The following is an 18,532-nucleotide window of genomic DNA, read 5'->3' as shown; positions in this document are numbered from 1 at the left end:
CGCGCCCAGCGCCGGGTCCCGGGCTACAGATGTCCGACGGCATGCAGGGGGAGTGGGAACGGACGAATAAGTACGGCCTTATGCGCTCACGCGCCAACAGAAAAGGTCAACCAGTGAAAGAAGAAATGGACGAATCCTACCAATCGACGCTGCTGCAGATGCGGCTTGTTGTTGGATACCTTGGCGAGCGAGCCCAGTTTGCCTGGTGGCCGACAGCTTTCTTCGGTGCGTCAAGCCGGCTTTTCCTTGAACCAGTCTTCGCTAAGACACCCACACTCGCTCAGTACCACGGTGTCCTGGAGGCTGCCCGACGACTGCACGACGAGCACTTGAACGTGGGCAGCTATCACCTGTTCCGGCTGCCGGAAGAAGTAGAGCAGGACCTTCACGTGATCGTGCAGGGTGGTTTCGGCGAAGAGCTCGCCAGCCAGGCCGCTCAAGGCAAGGAGGCTACATTGGACGCACTAAGGCGATTGGCCGCTACCAGCACCGCTTCTGGCGTTGGGCCGACTGCAGTCGGGTGTATCAAGGACCTCAACTCCGCTGCTACCTTGCAGGCGATCGCAAGTGCCTACCTTACGGCTTTCTCGCAGAGCGCCAAAGTCTATCCGTATCTTGTGGGGTAGCCGTGGCTAAGAACAAGCCGTACACGACCCAGCTGCAAGCAGGCCTTGGACTCGTCAATGAGACCAAAGCCTTGCTCGACTTGTGGTCGCCGGGCATGTCGGCGAATCAGCTGCATCAGGTTGCACTGGGATCGGGTCGATTCCCGACTGTCACGGCGCGCCGACTTCGCAATATCGTCGTTGAATGCTTCGCTCCACGCTATTTGGTGGCGGGCGGCGCGTCGGCTGCCCACCTCAAACGCCTGTCCGCAACGATTTCGACGGCTGACCTGACGCAGCTCATGTTCGTGCATACGAGCCGAGCCAATCCCATCCTTGGCGACTTCGTGCGCCAAGTTTACTGGACTCGATACGCTGGCGGATACACACAGATCACCAATGATGACGCTCGCGCCTTTGTCGAGCGTGGCATCGATGACAGCAAGACTGTCAAACGCTGGTCTGAGACCACCGTCCGACGTGTCTCCGCCTATCTGACTGGATGCTGCGCGGATTACGGTATGCTCGAACGCGGACTGCGTTCCAGCCGACGCATCCTGCCGTTGCGCATTTCACCTTCCGTCGCTGCTTACCTCGCCTATGAGCTGCACTTTGCCGGCGTTGGTGATAACGCTCTGCTGACGCACGAAGACTGGCAGCTGTTTGGCCTGGCCCGCGAAGACGTGCTGGAAGAGATCAAGCGGCTTTCGCTGAAAGGATTGCTCATCGTCCAAGCGGCGGGAGATGTGATCCGGATCAGCTGGAAACAACAAGACATGGAGGCGCTCTGCGATGTCCTCACTCAAAGCTGACTTCGACGAGCTGCGCGAGCGCATCCGGCACGGGCGCGAGCTCGGCCATGCGAGCTTCGAGCCGATCTACTACCTCGTCTTTTCTCCGGACCAGATCCTCGAAGCGAAGCGACAGACGCCCGCCTGGGTGGCCAAGCTCCACCAAGAAGGCTGGAACGTGCACACCTTCTCCATTGCGGAACAAATCTGGGCGCTACTCAAGGACGATCCATTCTGGTCGCTCTGCGTGATGGAAGACAAGTCTGCCCCACTGGATTGGCCGCGCACCAACAAGGCCTTGGCAGACATCTTGACGGCGGATAACGGTCTATTGAAGCGGCTGGAGGACACCTTGCAACCTCTAGAGGGCCAGCAGAACGCGCTGCTATTGGTGACCGACCTGGAGGCACTGCATCCGTTTCTGCGCATTGGAGCCATCGAAAGCCAGCTTCACGGCAAGTTTCACGTGCCGACGATTTTTCTATACCCCGGCGTACGAACCGGCAAGACGCGCCTGAAGTTTCTGGGCTTCTACCCGGAAGACGGCAACTATCGCTCAGTCCATGTCGGCGGCTGATCAGACAAAGGAACCCTGAGACAAACCTATGACCATCCGCTCACTCTTCGACCCAAGCAAGGACATCTACCGGACCATCGAGAAGGTCATCACCTACGGCGTCTCGCAGGAAGGCCGCCTCAAGGCTGAGATCTCCGAGTATGTGGTCACCGAAAGCATCGAGGAGCAGTTCCGCAAGCTGCTTGATCGGATGCAGCTGGCGATGGAATCGGGTGGCGAGAACGAAGTTGGAGTCTGGGTCTCTGGCTTCTACGGATCAGGTAAGAGCTCGTTCACCAAGTATCTCGGATTGGCCTTCGATGATCAGCGCACCATCGATGGCACGCCGTTCATTAAGTACCTGCAGGACCGCCTGCATAAGCCGCAAACCAAGGCCCTGCTGAACACCGTAGCGCAGCGGTTCCCGGCGGCCGTGGTCATGCTGGACCTGGCGAGCGAAATGCTCGCAGGCGCCACGATGGAAGACGTCTCCACCGTCCTCTATTTCAAAGTGCTCCAGTGGGCCGGTTACTCGCGAAACCTCAAGGTTGCCGCCTTTGAGCGCATGGTTGAAAAGGATGGTCGCACCCCTGAGCTACATGATCGCATCGCCCAGGCCCTGCCGGGTGCGACCTGGGCAAGGGTTCAAAACAACCCGCTCGCCATCGACGGGCTAATCCCTAAGATCGCCCATGAGATGTATCTGGGGCTTTTCCCGGAGGCCAAATCGTTCTCCTCCAGTACCGAAGGCTTCTTCCAGTTCGAAGACCAGCGCGTGCAAGAAATGATCGACATTGTCCGCGAGAAGAGCGGCAAGCAGAACATCATCTTCATCGTCGACGAAGTCGGACAGTACGTGGCCTCGCGTGACAACCTGATCCTCAACCTCGATGGCCTGGCCAAGAATCTCAAGCGCTTGGGCGACGGCAAGGCCTGGATCGTCTCCACTGCGCAGCAAACGCTCACTGAAGACGACCCACGCGCGGCGCTGAACTCGGACAAGCTCTACAAGCTCAAGGATCGCTTCCCGATTCAGATCGACCTTGAATCGAGCGATATCAAAGAGATCTGCTACCGCCGTCTGCTCGGCAAATCGCCAGCTGGCGAGACCGAGCTGGGCAAGCTGTTCGATGCCCACGGCCAAGCGCTGCGGCATAACACCAAGCTGCAGGACGCTAAGTATTATGACGCGGACTTCAGCAAGGAGAGCTTTACCAATCTCTACCCGTTCCTGCCGGCTCACTTCGACATTCTTCTGCACCTACTGGGCGCCTTGGCCAAGTCCACCGGCGGCATCGGCCTACGCTCTGCCATCAAGGTGATCCAGGACGTCCTCAAGGGCGAGGGCGGCGGCTCCAAGGCAATGGCCGATCAGCCCGTGGGTTGGCTCGCGACGACCGTCACGTTGTATGACGAGCTGGAAAAGGACATCCGCCGGGCATTCCCGTCGATCCATCAGGCTGTCGGCAAAGTTCAGATTCGCTTCTCCGACTCGACTCTGCATCAGGACATCGCTAAGACGGTTGCCGTACTGCAAATTCTGGGCAACTTGCCGGTATCGGTACAAAACGTTGCCAGCTTGATGCACCCGTTGGTCACTGCATCCTCGCAGCTCGACACGGTGAAGAAAGCTGTGGAAGACATGCTCAGTGACGTGCATGTGCCCCTCGGCGAGAAAGATGGCAGCCTCGGCTTCCTCAGCGAGAAACTGCGCGACATCGCGCAAGAGCGTGGTGCCATTGCACTGCGTACCGTCGATGTGAAGCGCATCTTCAACGATGCATTGCGCGAATCCTTTGACCCGCTACCCCGCGTCAGCCTCCACGGCACGATGGCCGTTGCGACAGGCTTGAAGGTCCAAGCCGGCAGCGCCATCACCAGCCTGGCTGCTGATCAGAGCACCATTCAAACCGTCGTAGAACTGGTACCGGCTAGTGAATACGAGACCGCCAAGAACCGCATATTGGACGACTCCCGCAGCCGCGCGGGCCGCAACGTCATCGGGCTATTGGCCCGCTCCAACACCGAGCTGGACGATCTGGCCAACGAAATCTATCGCTGCCAGCGCATCGCCGAACTGCACCGAAACGAGCCCGACCAGGAGGTCAAAGATTACTGTACCGGCCAGCTTGAACGTGCAGCCAAACTCGCGACCCAACTCCAGAGCAAGATCAAACAAAGCCTGCAGGCCGGCTCGTTTGTGTTCCGTGGCCAGGCCACGGCGGTCTCAGCGCTGGATGCCGACCTGCTGGAAGCGGCCAAGAAGCTGCTCGCCGATGTGGCTGACCAGGTGTTCGACCGCTATGTGGAAGCACCGGTGCGCGCAGGCACCGACACGGCCGAGAAATTCCTGAAAGTCGCCAACCCCGCCGCAATCGGCAGCAGCCTTGACCCGCTCGGCCTGGTTCAGACGGTCGCCGGCCGCGCCTCGTTCAAGACCGATCACAAGGCGATGATCAGCATCCGCGACTACATCGACAAGCGCGGAACGGTCGATGGCAAGCGCCTGCTCGACGATTTCAGCAGCGATCCGTTCGGCTGGTCACCCGATACGACACGCTACATCGTGGCCGCCATGCTCATGGCCGGTGAAATCAAGCTCAAGGTATCTGGCCGAGAAGTGACTGCTGCAGGCCAGCAGGCGATCGATGCCCTGAAGACCAACAACTCCTTCAAGCAGATCGGTGTTGCGCTGCGCGACGAGCGTCCTTCCATCGAAACCCTTGGTCGGGCAGCGGAGCGGCTCACCGAACTGGTCGGTGACATGGTCTTCCCGCTTGAGCAAGAGATCAGCAAAGCGGCGGCAAAGTACTTCCCGCGCTTTCAGCATGACTATGGTTCTCTCGCCGAAAAGCTCGCCGGACTTGGGCTGGCGGGAGCGGAGCGCGTTCGCACCTTGAATCAGGATATCGCCGACGTCCTGTTCACCGATGCCTCGGACGCCCCCCAGCGCCTGGGCGCCGAAACCTCTGCCATCTACGACAACCTGAAGTGGGCGCTAGATGTCAAGCGCGCACTCGACAACGGGCTCGACGTCACCTTGCGGGATTTGCAAGCCCATCGCCGCGACATCGAGTCGCTGCCCGACACCGGCGTGCCGGGAGAGCTGCGTCGCGAACTCGCAGAAGACCTGGGAGCCCTTGCGGAGCGCCTGGGCAAAGAGGACTTCTACAAGCACACCGCCGACTTCAACTCGCAGCTCACCCACCTGAAGGGCCGCGTGCGTGATGCGGTCATTTCACTATCCGACCAGCAAAAGCTGCGCCTGAAGGAAGGCGTTGAAGATCTCCAGCGCTTTCCTGAGTGGGAAGAACTCACCCAAGAAGAACGCGGCAACGCTGTGAACCAGCTGGATGGCCTCATCTTGGCCACCACCCAAGATCTGGCGGGTCTTAAAAAGCTGCTGGCCCGCGATTACGACATCAACAGCACACTGGAGGACTTGAAACGTTCCATCCAACGCCAGGGCCAAGAACGCTTGCGCCAGCGAATAGAAGAAGAGCGTGCCAAGACGGGCGAGAAAGGTCCGGCGAAGCTCACCAAATCGATCGCTGTGCCGGTGAAGATGACATCGGCAGCTGACATTGATGCACTGATCCAGCAGCTCCATGAAATCAAGGCACAGCTCGGCCTCTATGCCGAAATCGAAGTGTCGTTCGTCGTCGGCGCTCAGCCTGGAACGGATGGAGCCTGATTATGAAGCTGACGACGGATTCCAGACATCACGTCGAGCAGGTCGCTGCTGAAGCCTTAACGCAACTCGAGAGTATTGCCGCCGCCGCCAAGCGTAAGCTCAGCGACGGGCGAACGCTTGGCTTCGATGTTCTGGCAAGCGTCAACACGATGACGTCGGGCTCGGCCATCCAAAGGCTGGATCAGATCAGTCAGGCCAACCGTGAAAGTCAGCTGGTGTTGGCGGCAGAGCCTGCCATTGCGCGTGTCGTGGTGGTCGACGAGTCCGGTGAAAAGCAGATCTACTACATCTGCCGTACTAGCCCAATATCCGGGTTCCCAAACCTTGCCAGTTACCGCGCCCCAGTTGGGCGTTTGGCCTCATTGGCGATAGGGAGCGAGCTCACGCTGCCAAACGGAACCGTTGTCGAGGTCTTGGAGCGTGCTCAACTAAAGCCAACTTCAATGCCCGACGGGTGGGATTCCCACAACACCGTCGTTGAGGCAAAACACGTTGGTCCGATCACGATCGAGTCGCTGCGGGCGCTGCTGACAGAGATTGCCGGCGAAGAAGTCACGGAAGACCTCTTGGGGCAGCTCCTGGCCGAAGAAACTCACAAGGCTAACATCATCGACGGGGTGCGCCGCAGCGTGATCACGAAGATGGGGCTCAGGGATCAACCTGTGCTCGATCAGTATCAAGACGAGATTTTCCGCCTGCCGCTCGACAAGCGCTTGCTGATTTTGGGCCCACCCGGCACTGGCAAAACCACAACTTTGATCCGCCGCCTTGGCCAAAAGCTCGATGCCGCTTTCTTGGAGGAAGGCGAACAGCCTCTGGTGGAAAGTCTTAGCGCAGCACAGGGGATCGCGCACGCCGACAGCTGGCTGATGTTCACGCCCACCGAGCTGTTAAAGCAGTACCTCAAGGAAGCATTTGCACGCGAGGGCGTCCCGGCGTCCGATCTTCGAATCAGAACCTGGCATGACTACCGGCGCGAGCTCGCCAGGAATGCCTTCGGTGTGCTGCGCACCGCTGCCGGCGGCGGCACCTTTGTACTGAAAGACGGGATTCAGAGCCTGAACGCGCATGCGTTGACGAGCCCCATTCAGTGGTTCGGCGATTTCGATGCATGGCAGCGCAACGCCTACATTCAGGAGTTGCGTGAAGCGGCCGCTCTGCTCAGCGAAGCGAAACCATCAGAAGTTCAAGGGCTGGGCGGCCGCCTCGCGGCCATTCTCGATCGGTCAGAGGCAGTCGCATTGGCATCCACATTTGGTGCGATGGCCGCAGAGGTGCGGCAGGTGCAGACCCTTATCGCTGATCTAAAGTCAAACACAGACGCAAAGATTCGCAATGCTTTGAACCTTCAACTCAACCGAGACAAGAGCTTTGTTGGGGCTCTCGGAAAATTCATCGATAGCCCGCAGCAGGGGGCGGGTTCTGAATCGGATGAGGCAGACGAACAGGATGACGATGACGATTACAGCAGCGCGCCCAGAACGAATATCGAAAGGATCGTAGCTGCATATAACCAAGCGGTGCGAGCCCAGGCGCGAGCTGCGGCGTCCAAACGCACGCTCAGCAAAACCTCGCGTAACGGTAAAATCGCCGAATGGTTAGGTGATCGCACGCTCCAAGTGGTGGACCGGGGTGAAGTTGGAGCAAGCCTCCTGATCCAGACCTACGCGCGACGATTCGTCAGCCCGGTTAAACGATACATCGACGGTATTCCCAATCGATACCGCGCGTTCAGACGTCAGCGCCAGGGTGAAGGCCAATGGTACCCCAGCGAGGGATTCGAGGTGAGGGATATACACCCGCTTGAATTGGACATTGTGCTGCTGGCCATCCTACGCGCAGCAGGCGACCTGATCGGCAGACCGAATGTCCAGCGTGACATCGACAACCCTGCCTGGTCGGCCCTCAAGCCCATCGTTGGTCACTACCGTAACCAGATTCTCGTTGACGAGGTGACGGACTTCTCGCCCATTCAGCTGGCCTGCATGGCGGCGCTGGCCCATCCGCGGCTGCGTTCGTTCTTTGCATGTGGCGACTTCAACCAGCGCCTGACCACTTGGGGCGCCAGGACGGCAGATGACCTGAAATGGGTCTTCCCCGACTTTGACATTAAAGAGATCGCAGTTTCCTACCGCCAGAGCAAGCAACTCAACGATCTTGCCTGCGCCATGATCCGCGACGTGAATGGTGCCGAGCAGCACGTAAGCCTCCCGGCCCACGTCGACAGCAGCGGGGTTGCGCCTGCACTGCTCGAACATGCCGCCGGCGAAGACGTGGTGACTTGGCTGGCGGATCGCATCCGCGAAATTGAACGCTTTGTCGGTCAGCTGCCGTCCACGGCCATCTTCGTAAACGGAGAAGTCCGGGTTGAAGCGATTGCGGAAGCACTGAACGCCGCTCTGGCCGAGCACAACATTCAAGTCGTCGCCTGCCATGAGGGGCAGACTGTTGGGCAAGAAAGCAATGTGCGTGTGTTCGACATGCAGCACATCAAGGGCCTAGAGTTCGAGGCCGTCTTCTTTGTTGGCGTTGACCAACTCGCCGCGGTGCACCCGGCTCTGTTCGACAAATACCTGTATGTCGGCACCACACGAGCGGCCACATACCTGGGCGTGACTTGTGAGGGAGCCTTGCCGCCCGCCATCGAGGGGCTGCGCCCTCACTTTGTCCAGGATTGGCAAGCGCCCGGGGCGGGCGAACTTGGAAACAGGTGAGGACGTGGTGATGAACAAGGCTGAAAAGAAAATTCTTCGAGATGTGATCTTCTACGTCGCTCACCACAACAAGTACTTATGGTGGGAGCTAAAGCGCCAAATTTTGGATTCCGGATATCAAATTTTCTATCCGCGCCAGGGTGAGTTTGATCTTGTCGCAGAAGGCGCTTTAATGCGTCTCCGGTCGCACGAGAAACAAGCGTTAATTCTCGAATGGCAAAAATCGAACGTCGATCACTCAGAAGTCACAAGTGAACAGATTGTGCTCAGTTACGTGCCTCTAATTATTGAGGAAGTGGTAAAGCGCGCCACTACAGCTGCTTACCGAACAACCAATTGGTAACTAAAGTAAACCGCAAGGAATCTCCCAGGCATGGCCTTCGACCAAACCACAAGAACCCGCCTGCAGCGATTCGTCAACGACGCGCGCCGCGTGCTTGAAGAAGAGTTCACCCGCCAGCTGCAGAACGACTACGGCATGGATCCCAATGCTGGCACGGTCGCGGATCTAGCCAGCCTGCGCCACATCAATGATGCTCAGCGCGAAACCGCACGCATCTTGCGCGACACCCTAGCGCATTACACAGCCAGTGGCGACATGAACGCCACACAGGGGCTGGACCGCATCGTGCGCGAGCAAGCCTTTACCGTGCTCAACCGCCTGGCGGCTCTGCGTATGGCGGAAGCGCGCGGCTTGCTCGTCGAGTCGGTCGGTAACGGCTTCCAGGCCAAGGGCTTTCAGCTTTACGCGCGGCTCGCCGGCACCGGCCTGGGTGAAACCGGCGATGCCTATCGCGTGTACCTGTTCAGCGTGTTCGATGAACTCGCACAAGACCTGCCGGGCCTGTTCGACCGCTACTCACCGCAGGGTCGCCTGTTCCCGCGCGAGGCGGCGCTGCTGCAAGTGCTTAATCTGATCAACGATGCCGATATCGCCCCACTGTGGGGCGAGGATGAAACCATAGGCTGGATCTACCAGTACTTCAACTCGAAGGAAGAGCGCAAAGCGATGCGCGACGCATCGCAGGCGCCGCGCAGCAGCCGCGAGCTGGCCGTGCGCAACCAGTTTTTCACGCCGCGCTACGTGGTCGAGTTTCTAGTCGACAACACCCTGGGGCGGCTGTGGCTCAACGCCACGGGTGGACAGACACCTCTACGCGAGCGCTGCCAATACCTGCTGGTCAAGCCCGATGAATCGCTGCAAGCGGCCGCCAAGCTGCGCGACCCGCGCACCCTCAAGCTGCTGGATCCGGCCTGTGGGTCGATGCACTTCGGCCTGTACGCGTTCGACTTGTTTGCCGAGATTCATCGTGAAGCCTGGGCCTGGGAGCAGCAACATGGCCCCGGTTCGCTAGATGTCTCCACCCAACCTCTGGACAGCTTCAGGCCACTGAGCCAGACCTATGCCGATCACGACGCGTACCTGCGTGATGTGCCGCGCCTGATCATCGAGCACAACATCTACGGCGTGGACATTGATCCGCGCGCCGCACAAATCGCCTCGCTGGCGCTGTGGCTCCGAGCGCAACGCGCGTGGCACGACGCGGGGGTCAAGGCAAAAGATCGCCCGTTGATTGGACGAGGGCATGTGGTGGCGGCTATTGCGCCACCGGCTGAACGGGAATTGCGACACCAATTCACCGCCGAGCTTGATCTTCTGGACGCCGAGTTGTTCGAGAAAACCCTGCAACTTTTGAAGGGGCTGCCCGAGATGGGGGCGCTACTCCAGGTAGAGCGCGCCCTGCCGCATTTGATTCGCCAAGTCTACGGCGAGCATGGTGACTTGCTCAAAGAGAAGCGCATGAAAACGTGGGAGCAGATTGAATCTGGTCTGCGTGATGCGCTGACCGAGTTTGCCCAGGCAGCCAGGTCCACTTATCAAGGTCGCTTATTTGCGCAAGACGCCTTGCAGGGCCTGCGACTGATCGATTTGACCAGTGAAGTATTTGATGTGGTCGTGATGAATCCGCCCTTTGGCGCATTGGCATCGAGCACGAAAGATCAACTCGCCAAAGCCTATCCGCGTAGCAAAAACGATCTCTTGGCCATTTTCGTCGAGCGCGGCCTCGAATTGCTACGTATCGGTGGACGGATCGGTGCGATCACCTCGCGTACCTGCTTTTTTCTCTCCAGCTTTCAGAACTGGCGTGAACAGGTTGTGTTGGGCATGGCCAAACCAGAAGTCATGGCTGATCTGGGGCATGGCGTGATGGACGATGCGATGGTGGAAGCCGCCGCCTATGTGTTAGAGAAGCAGGCATGAGCCAGTATTTGCGTCTATTGAACGAGGCCGACAAGGCACAAGCCCTGGCCAGCCTGTGCGCACACTTGCGCCAGGGTGGCGACGATCCGCGTCACTTTCTGGTCCACTCGGAGTCTTTTAATGCTGTGCCGGGGAAGCCGTTTGCGTATTGGGTTGGCGAGTCAGTGCGCGGAGTGTTCAGTCGGCTCCCAGCGTTGGAGTGCGATGAGCGAACTGCTCGCCAGGGACTAGCGACTGCAGATGATTTCCGTTTTGTACGTATCGCTTGGGAAACCAAAGTGGACGGTCAGAATTGGATCAATTTTGCAAAGGGAGGAAGTTACTCTCCTTTCTATGCGGATACGTATCTTGCAGTCAGTTGGGCAAATGAGGGGGCTGTGCTGAATGCTTTTGGTGGCAGTGTTGTCCGAAATCCAGACTTCTATCTCCGCCCCGGCCTCACCTGGCCGAGGCGCACGACTAGCGATCTTGGCTTGCGCGCCATGCCCCAAGGCTGCATCTTTGCCGACAAAGGGCCGGCTGCCTTCGTGGCTGAGGACGATCCTGATTCATTGCTTGCGCTGTTGGCGCTGACCAACAGCCATGCCTTCGGTCTGCTGGTGTCGCTGCAGCTGGCCGCAGCCGATGCTGCCGCCCGTTCATACGAAGTCGGCATTATCCAGAAAACTCCCGTTCCCGACCTCAACGCCGAGCAGCCAGCCACGCTCGCCGCCTTGGTGATTAACGATGTCATCGAGCCTAAGCTCAAGGAAGTCGGCGCGGGCGTGACGGCGCTGCGCAATAAAGGCGCGGCCCGCTCACGCGAAGAAGAAAAGCAATTCGAATCGCTTCAAACCTTCGAGCTGGAATTGATGGAGCTGCGCGACACCCTGCTCAAGCTCGCGCCCACCTACAAGCCGAACCGCGACGATGGCGTGCAAATCACTGCCGCGCCCCTGTGGCCGCTGTTTCGCTACAAGCCCTGGCAGAAGGTGATCAAGGACACTTGGGCCAAGCTGGAGAAAGGCGACTTCAACTGGGCGCATCTGGCCATGAACTACTGGCCCGAGTGCGTGCGTGAAAAGTGCAAGAGCGACAAATCGCTTGCCATAGCGCATGGACTGGAAGAGCTCTTCATTGAGCTTGATGTTGAGTCAACGAAATCCAGCGGAGGGGTGAGGAAATGACTATTTTTTTGCGTCTCTTGACTGAAAAGGACAAGCAGAATGCACTTGCGAATGCTGTTCGCAATGGCGGTGAAAATGTGTTTGAAGTTGACGCAGCCAGCTTTTGTCAAATCCCAGGGGTGCCTTTTGCTTACTGGGTGAGCGACCGCATTCGCTTGATGTTCAAGACGCATCGCCCATTCAAAAGTGAAGAACGGCTGGCGACCCGAGGGGCATCTACGTGTGATGATTTCCGGTACGTTCGAGTCTGGTGGGAAGCTGCGGAACGTCAAGGGAAAAGCAAGTGCCGGTGGGTTCCATTTACAAAAGGTGGCAGTTTCTCTCGTTTCTATTCTGACATCCAACAAGTGGTTGACTGGGACGATGTTCGGGAAACATTTAGGGGTTTTGTCGGCAGACCCGGCCGTTGGCTGGATCGTCCGGAGGCTCTAGATTACTACTTTCGACCCGCTCTAACCTGGCCGCTACGCGGTATCTCGTTCTCAGCGCAGTTAGTCCCAAAAGGATGCATCTTCAGCGTCGGCGGCAAAGTCGCCTTGGCGCCAAAAGGTGAATTGCTTGCATTGGCGGGCATTTTCAATTCTGGACCGCTCGATCATCTGGTGCGCCTCTTTGCGGGCAAAGTGGGAGGTGTGCAATATGAAACGGGATTGATCAATCAATTGCCAATCCCAAAGATCAACGAGAATACAAGCGAAGAGCTTTCTTGCCTTGCTAAGCGCGGCTGGTCGATCAGGAGGAGTCTCGATTCGGTTATTGAAACTTCACACGCGTTCTTACTGCCCGCTGCCATCCGCGGAAGGCTCGGCGAATTCAGTCCTGCGACGGTCGAATTAGAACTCAAGGTAATTCAGGCCAAGGTCGACGCCATTGCGTTTGATCTTTACGGCCTAACGGAAGCAGACTGCCTTACGCTCAGCCAGATAAGAGAGTGTTTTGGCGGAGAGGAAGACTCACAGGGAGGCGACGAGGATGAGTCAAACAGTGAAGATGAGAAGGGCAGTGAAATAGATCTGCCGTCCACCGACACTCTACTCAGCTGGGCTGTCGGAGTCGCTTTTGGCCGCTTCGACTGGCGACTAGCAACTGGCGAGCGCGAAGCGCCGTCAGAGCCAGAACCATTCGATCCCTTGCCCGCAAAGTCTCCTGGAATGTTGCCGGACGGAGCCACGCCCTTCCATGCTCACGCAGGCATTCTGGTCGACGACCCCGGCCACCCGAATGACCTTGCCCGCTTGATGGAAGAGGCCTTAGTTCGCGTCGATGCACCGGTACCGTTCGACGTACGCCGCTGGCTGCAACGGGATTTCTTCGCATTCCATCTACAGCGCTATTCCAAGAGCCGCCGCAAGGCGCCCATCTATTGGCCGCTGGCCACGACGTCAGGTAGCTACACGCTGTGGGTTTACTACCCCAGCCTGAGCAGCCAGACGCTCTACACGGCGATCAATGATTTCATAGAACCCAAGCTCAAGCAGGTGGGTAACGATGTGGTCGCGCTGCGCAATAAAGGCGCGGCCCGCTCACGCGAAGAAGAAAAGCAATTCGAATCGCTTCAAACCTTCGAGCTGGAATTGATGGAGCTGCGCGACACCCTGCTCAAGCTCGCGCCCACCTACAAGCCGAACCGCGACGATGGCGTTCAAATCACTGCCGCGCCCCTGTGGCCGCTGTTTCGCTACAAGCCCTGGCAGAAGGTGATCAAGGACACTTGGGCCAAGCTGGAGAAAGGCGACTTCAACTGGGCGCATCTGGCCATGAACTACTGGCCCGAGTGCGTGCGTGAAAAGTGCAAGAGCGACAAATCGCTTGCCATAGCGCATGGACTGGAGGATCTGTACGTCGAGCCCGAGGGGCAACCAAAAAAGGCGCGCGACAGGAAGAAGGTTGGGGGCGCGGAATGATCAACAGCGTTCAAGACTACCGAGATGGCCTTTAGCCGTGAATTCCTCATGGAAAAACATCTGAAGCATGGCGTGAAGGACAGTCTGGCTGAGACTTTGCGCGTGCATTTTGAGTGGATTGCAGCGAGAAAGAACTCGTGACCGGCCACTGCGGAAAGCATTTGGATTTTTAAGGGGGCGCTGTGACCATTGCCGAGTTCATTAGAGAGTGTGTGCTGCGTCCGCGTCTGAAAGAGGCGGGGTGCCTGGTGGTGTACGACGCCGATAGGCGCTACCGCGAGCAGTGCTTTGATCTGGCGGCCGACAAGGTGCGCGTGGTGGACGCAGCCGAGAGCAGCATTGAAAGCCGTGAGGCGGCGCTGCTGGCGTTGCGGGAAGTGGGACAACCCAAGGCCCCTCTCGAGGGTGTGCTGATCTATGTGCCAAGCAGGCGGCCAGAAACAGAAGAACAAAAGCAGGCGGACCCGTTCGCACTTTACGCGGAGTGCGGCGCGGTGTTCCCGCAAGACGATGGTGACGAGTACTTGAGCCTTTGCCTGCGCGCCAGGCCTGATCACGCCACGGAGATTCGTCAGGTGTTTGCTGGATCGTCGGCTGGGCCGACGTTTGCCGTGATTGACGCGATCGGTGGTGGAGTGAGTTGGCCGCAGCTACGCGCCACCCTGAAGGTCGAGTCCGGCCGCGAAATTCTTGCAGCTTTGTTGGCACCTAACGCAGCCCAGGCCGAAGCGCTGAAAGGCCAGGAAGGGTGGGTGCAAGAGGCCCGCGACTTCCTACGGGCAACTTTAGCCATGACCGTGAAGACACGTGGCAAGACATGGGCAGCACTGGCAGACGAGCTCTGGCGCTATGTATTGTTCAGCGAGTTTGTCTTCGACTTGCCAGGAGCATTGCCAGACACCCTGAAGGGCGTGCCGCATGCACCGATGGAAGCCCGGCCTATCGTCGAGGAGGTGTGCGACCGGCTGCGTAGCGATCCGAGGGCGCGCGCTGTATATATCGAGCGGGCCGAGGCCATTGAGGCAGAGTTGAACCTGTCCGAGCTGTGCGGTGCCATTGATGACCTGGGCGAGCGGGACACCTTCCCATTTGAGGAACGAACTTTCCTGCGCACGGCGATCAAGGGCGTCACGTCCAATGACACCGACGCCGCGCGCCGTGTGCTGGCGCGCCACAAGAATTCAGTATGGCGCGGCAAGGGCGAAAGTCAGGCGCAGTGGGAGTTGGTGCGGGCTGGACTCAGCCTGGTGGAGGCCTGCGAGGACTACGAGCGCCAGCTACCGGATCACGCCCGATCCCAAGCCGATCTGCTCGACTTCTACTTGGGGAGTCTGCGCGAGGCGGATCGACTTCAACGTGAGTTTGAACAAGCGGTCGGCGATTTTCTCGATCAACACGGCTTGATGCACGAAGTGATCAGCCAAGCGCGAGCCCGTTATCGCCGCCTCGCGGAAAAGGTGCAGGGAGTGTTCGTAAAACACGTCGAGACCGCCGGGTGGCCACCGACCGGTCGCATGGCGAATGCCGATGCCTTTGATCGCTTGGTGGCTGACCGGCTCAAGGAAAGTGGTCGCAAGGTCGCCTACCTGATGGTCGACGCCTTGCGCTACGAGTTGGGTGTGGCGCTCGAAAAGCTGCTTGCCGAAGACGGCCCCGTCGAACTGCAAGCTGCCTACGCGCAGTTGCCCACCATCACGCTGGTTGGGATGGCGAGTCTGCTGCCAGGGGCAAACGCCAAGCTGACATTGGCACTCGAAAATGAATCCCTGATCCCGAAGTTGGCGGGGGCGCCGGTAGGTAACGTGAACCAGCGCATGGATGCGTTTAGAAGGCGCCTCGGTGACCGCTTCGATGAGATGGTGCTGAACGATTTCGTTCGCGGAAAAGCAAAAATTGCGGAAACTGTCGATCTGCTGGTGCTGAGATCAACGGAAATCGACAGCCATCTGGAGAGCAACCCGGAGACGACGCTCAGCCTCATCCCGGGCACTCTCAAGCTGATCCGGGTAGCTCTGCACAAACTGCGTGGCATGGGTTTCAAAGAAGCCGTGATCGTGACGGACCATGGTTTCTTTCTTAACGCCCAAGCGGAGGCTGGTGACGTCTGCGTCAAGCCTCAGGGCAAGTGGCCGGTTAATGCACATGACCGCATGATGCTAGGTGAGGGTGCGGCGGATAGCCACAGTCTGGTCGTCAGTGCCGAGAAGGTTGGCATTCGGGGGGATTTCGCACAGGTGGCGATGCCTCGTAGCATGGCTCCCTACCGATCCGGTCACCTCTATTTCCACGGCGGGGCATCGTTGGCGGAGGCCGTCGTGCCGTTGCTGATTGCTCGCCTCGATGCCGCCGAACAGCCAGAGCTGCGCAAGGTGAACGTCGAGCTGTCGTACAAGAGCGGCGCCAAACGAATTACCACACGAGTTCCCGTTCTCGAAGTCATACTGGTCTCCGAAGATATCTTTTCACAGGGGATGAGTGTCGAAATCCTGCTAGAGGCCCAGGACAGCAAGGGCAATGTGGTTGGTGAGCCACGTCCAGGCGGTGACGTGAACCCGGCTACACGGACTGTGACGTTGATGTCGGGGCAGCGCAAACAGATTGCACTGCGAATGGAACCGGATTTCGAGGGCAAGTTCTCGGTAAAGGCGCTGAACCCAACGACCTTGGCGAGCTACTGCTCGCTCAATTTGGAAACGGATTACACCGTATGAACCTGCCAGATGCACTCGACCAGAAGCTGACATCAGCCTTTGATGGCAAAGTGGTTCGCAAGGACCTGCTCCACCGCATCAAGAAGGGCACCAACGTGCCGACCTTCGTTCTGGAGTTTCTCCTGGCACGCTTTTGCGCCAGCGACGACCAAGCAGAGATGGACGCGGGCATGGAAGCGGTGTTGGCAACACTGCAGGACAATTACGTCCGGCCCGATGAGGCCAATGCCGCGCAATCCAAGGTTGCTACCAAAGGCAAGCACCGCTTCATCGACAAGGTGCACGTCCGCTATGTCGAAAAAGAAAAACGCCACTGGGCGTCGCTGGAGAATTTCAATTCGCAGCGCATTGCAATCGGTGAGAAGTTTTACCGGGACAACGACCGACTGCTGGAGGGGGGCATTTGGGCCGAGGTGACTCTGTCGCACAACGACATCGAGGAAGACGACTACGCTTTCTACATCGAGGACCTACGACCGATCCAGCTTTCTCGTTTTGATTTCGAGCGTTATGCTGAGGGCCGCGCCACTTTCACCCGTGATGAATGGCTCGACGTGATCATGCGGTCGGTGGGCCTCGAGCCATCCAAACTCTCACATAGGGTGAAGATGCACTTCATCGCGCGTCTTGCAGCCTTGGTAGAGCCAAACTACAACTATATTGAACTCGGGCCGCGCGGCACCGGCAAGTCGTACTTCTTCAGTGAGTTCTCGCCCTACGCAACACTGATTTCCGGCGGACAGGCTACCAAAGCGACCTTGTTTTACAACAATGCCCGACGCAAGGTGGGGTTGGTCGGCTATTGGGATACCGTCGCCTTCGATGAGGTTGGCGGAATCAAGGTGCGTGATCCGGATACCATCCAGATCATGAAAGACTTCATGGCAAACGGCCGCTTTTCGCGTGGGGCAGAGGTCATTGCCGATGCAAGCCTTAGTTTCGTCGGCAATATCGACTTGTCGGTGCAACAGGTGGTGAACTCCACCGAATACGATCTCTTCCAGCCCCTGCCCCCCGAGCTGGATCTCGCTGTGATGGACCGCTTCGCCGCTTTCATTCCGGGCTGGGAGATGCCCAAGAACAGCAGCGAGTTCCTGACGAGCCGCTACGGATTCATCACGGACTACCTGGCCGAGGCCTTCCACTACCAGTTCAAACACACCAACCGGTACGAAGAAGTGAGCAAGCGAATCCGGCTTGGCAAGTCGATCGAGGGCCGCGACGAGAAGGGGATCAAGAAGACGGTCTGTGCATTTTTGAAAATCCTGCATCCGACCGGCGCTCCGACTGACCAAGAGTTCGAAGAGTACGTTGCCTATGCCGCGGAGTGCCGGCGACGCGTGAAGGAACAGATGAACAAGCGCAAACCAGACGATGAGTTTGCACTGATCAATCTGTCTTACTTCAAGGCGGCAGGGGAGGAGGTTGTGGTCTTCTGTCCGGAGTCGAAGGATGCTGCAGCGACACAGCAGCCGGCTCGCCGCCGATTGAATCAATCAGTGGAGCAACTGGGTTCGGTTGTGGAAGAGAAGGCAGGCGCTGAACACGCACCGGCCGTTGAGGCGGAGCCTTCAGCGGACCCCACGGCGCTTGCGCCGGTTTCTGCGGGGGAGGCACATACGCCGACAACGGTCGAGCTAAAGGAACAGCACTTCAGCATCCTATATGGCGACACCGGCTACAGTTATGAGTCGATCCTGGGGCCGTATTTGCAGGGAGCGAAGGTCGTAGTCATCGAAGACCCATACATCCGCCTCCAGCATCAGATCCAGAACTTTGTGCGCTTCTGCGAAACTGTCCTGAAGTCCAACACGGTGAAGAAGATCAATCTAATCACCGGGTACGACGACAAGACCCAGCTCGCGGAAATCGCCGAAAAGATGGAAGAGCTTAAGCAGAGCCTTTTGGAACTGGACGTTGAACTTGAAGTCAAGCTCAACCCCAATATGCACGATCGCGAGATTCGCCTCGATAACGGATGGATCATCAAGATCGGTCGGGGCTTGGACTTCTATCAGAAGCCTGGCAGCTGGTTCGAGGTGGGCGCGACTGATCTGAGCTTACGCAAGTGCCTTGAAACCAAGGTAGATATTTTTCGCGCGTAACGGGATGGCATCCAGGCGAGTAC

The 18,532-nt window shown here is 58.3% G+C and carries 11 protein-coding genes; all 11 read left to right on the top strand.

What is annotated here, in order from left to right; translation table 11 throughout:
- Positions 1 to 29 precede the first annotated feature (29 nt).
- The 11 genes from CNE_RS16285 to brxL all read left to right on the top strand — a co-directional run bounded on the left by CNE_RS16285 (position 30) and on the right by brxL (position 18,509).
- Positions 30 to 626 (top strand): BrxE family protein, encoded by a 597-nt coding sequence (locus tag CNE_RS16285; protein ID WP_013958184.1) that lies wholly within the window; start codon positions 30 to 32, stop codon positions 624 to 626.
- Between the two features lie 2 nt (positions 627 to 628).
- Positions 629 to 1,417 (top strand): DUF1819 family protein, encoded by a 789-nt coding sequence (locus tag CNE_RS16280; protein ID WP_013958183.1) that lies wholly within the window; start codon positions 629 to 631, stop codon positions 1,415 to 1,417.
- A complete protein-coding gene (locus CNE_RS16275; protein WP_013958182.1) occupies positions 1,398 to 1,973 on the top strand; it encodes a BREX protein BrxB domain-containing protein in 576 nt (191 codons plus the stop codon). The genes CNE_RS16280 and CNE_RS16275 overlap by 20 nt, the downstream gene beginning before the upstream one ends.
- A gap of 28 nt (positions 1,974 to 2,001) precedes the next feature.
- The gene (gene brxC, locus CNE_RS16270; RefSeq protein WP_013958181.1) at positions 2,002 to 5,646 is read left to right on the top strand and encodes a BREX system P-loop protein BrxC; all 3,645 of its coding nucleotides are present in this window, start codon (positions 2,002 to 2,004) and stop codon (positions 5,644 to 5,646) included.
- 2 nt (positions 5,647 to 5,648) lie between these two features.
- Positions 5,649 to 8,360: an ATP-binding domain-containing protein gene (locus CNE_RS16265; protein WP_013958180.1), complete on the top strand. Its 2,712-nt coding sequence runs from the start codon at positions 5,649 to 5,651 to the stop codon at positions 8,358 to 8,360.
- Between the two features lie 10 nt (positions 8,361 to 8,370).
- Positions 8,371 to 8,703 carry a hypothetical protein gene (locus CNE_RS16260; protein WP_041228190.1) on the top strand — a complete coding sequence of 111 codons (333 nt, stop codon included), beginning with the start codon at positions 8,371 to 8,373 and terminating at the stop codon, positions 8,701 to 8,703.
- Between the two features lie 30 nt (positions 8,704 to 8,733).
- Positions 8,734 to 10,623 carry an Eco57I restriction-modification methylase domain-containing protein gene (locus tag CNE_RS16255; RefSeq protein WP_041228188.1) on the top strand — a complete coding sequence of 630 codons (1,890 nt, stop codon included), beginning with the start codon at positions 8,734 to 8,736 and terminating at the stop codon, positions 10,621 to 10,623.
- Entirely contained in the window at positions 10,620 to 11,789 is a 1,170-nt protein-coding gene (locus CNE_RS39285; protein WP_080569557.1) for a hypothetical protein, read from the top strand. The genes CNE_RS16255 and CNE_RS39285 overlap by 4 nt, the downstream gene beginning before the upstream one ends.
- Positions 11,786 to 13,693 carry a BREX-1 system adenine-specific DNA-methyltransferase PglX gene (locus CNE_RS16245; RefSeq protein ID WP_013958178.1) on the top strand — a complete coding sequence of 636 codons (1,908 nt, stop codon included), beginning with the start codon at positions 11,786 to 11,788 and terminating at the stop codon, positions 13,691 to 13,693. Before CNE_RS39285 ends, CNE_RS16245 begins: the two co-directional genes overlap by 4 nt.
- Before the next feature lie 182 nt (positions 13,694 to 13,875).
- Positions 13,876 to 16,404 (top strand): PglZ domain-containing protein, encoded by a 2,529-nt coding sequence (locus CNE_RS16240; RefSeq protein WP_013958176.1) that lies wholly within the window; start codon positions 13,876 to 13,878, stop codon positions 16,402 to 16,404.
- Entirely contained in the window at positions 16,401 to 18,509 is a 2,109-nt protein-coding gene (gene brxL / locus CNE_RS16235) for a BREX system Lon protease-like protein BrxL (protein ID WP_013958175.1), read from the top strand. Before CNE_RS16240 ends, brxL begins: the two co-directional genes overlap by 4 nt.
- Positions 18,510 to 18,532 lie beyond the last annotated feature (23 nt).

Source organism: Cupriavidus necator N-1, assembly GCF_000219215.1.
Classification (GTDB): Bacteria; Pseudomonadota; Gammaproteobacteria; order Burkholderiales; family Burkholderiaceae; genus Cupriavidus; species Cupriavidus necator.
The sequence above is the reverse complement of the archived record's forward strand: the minus strand, read 5'-3'. Positions and strand labels throughout refer to the sequence as shown.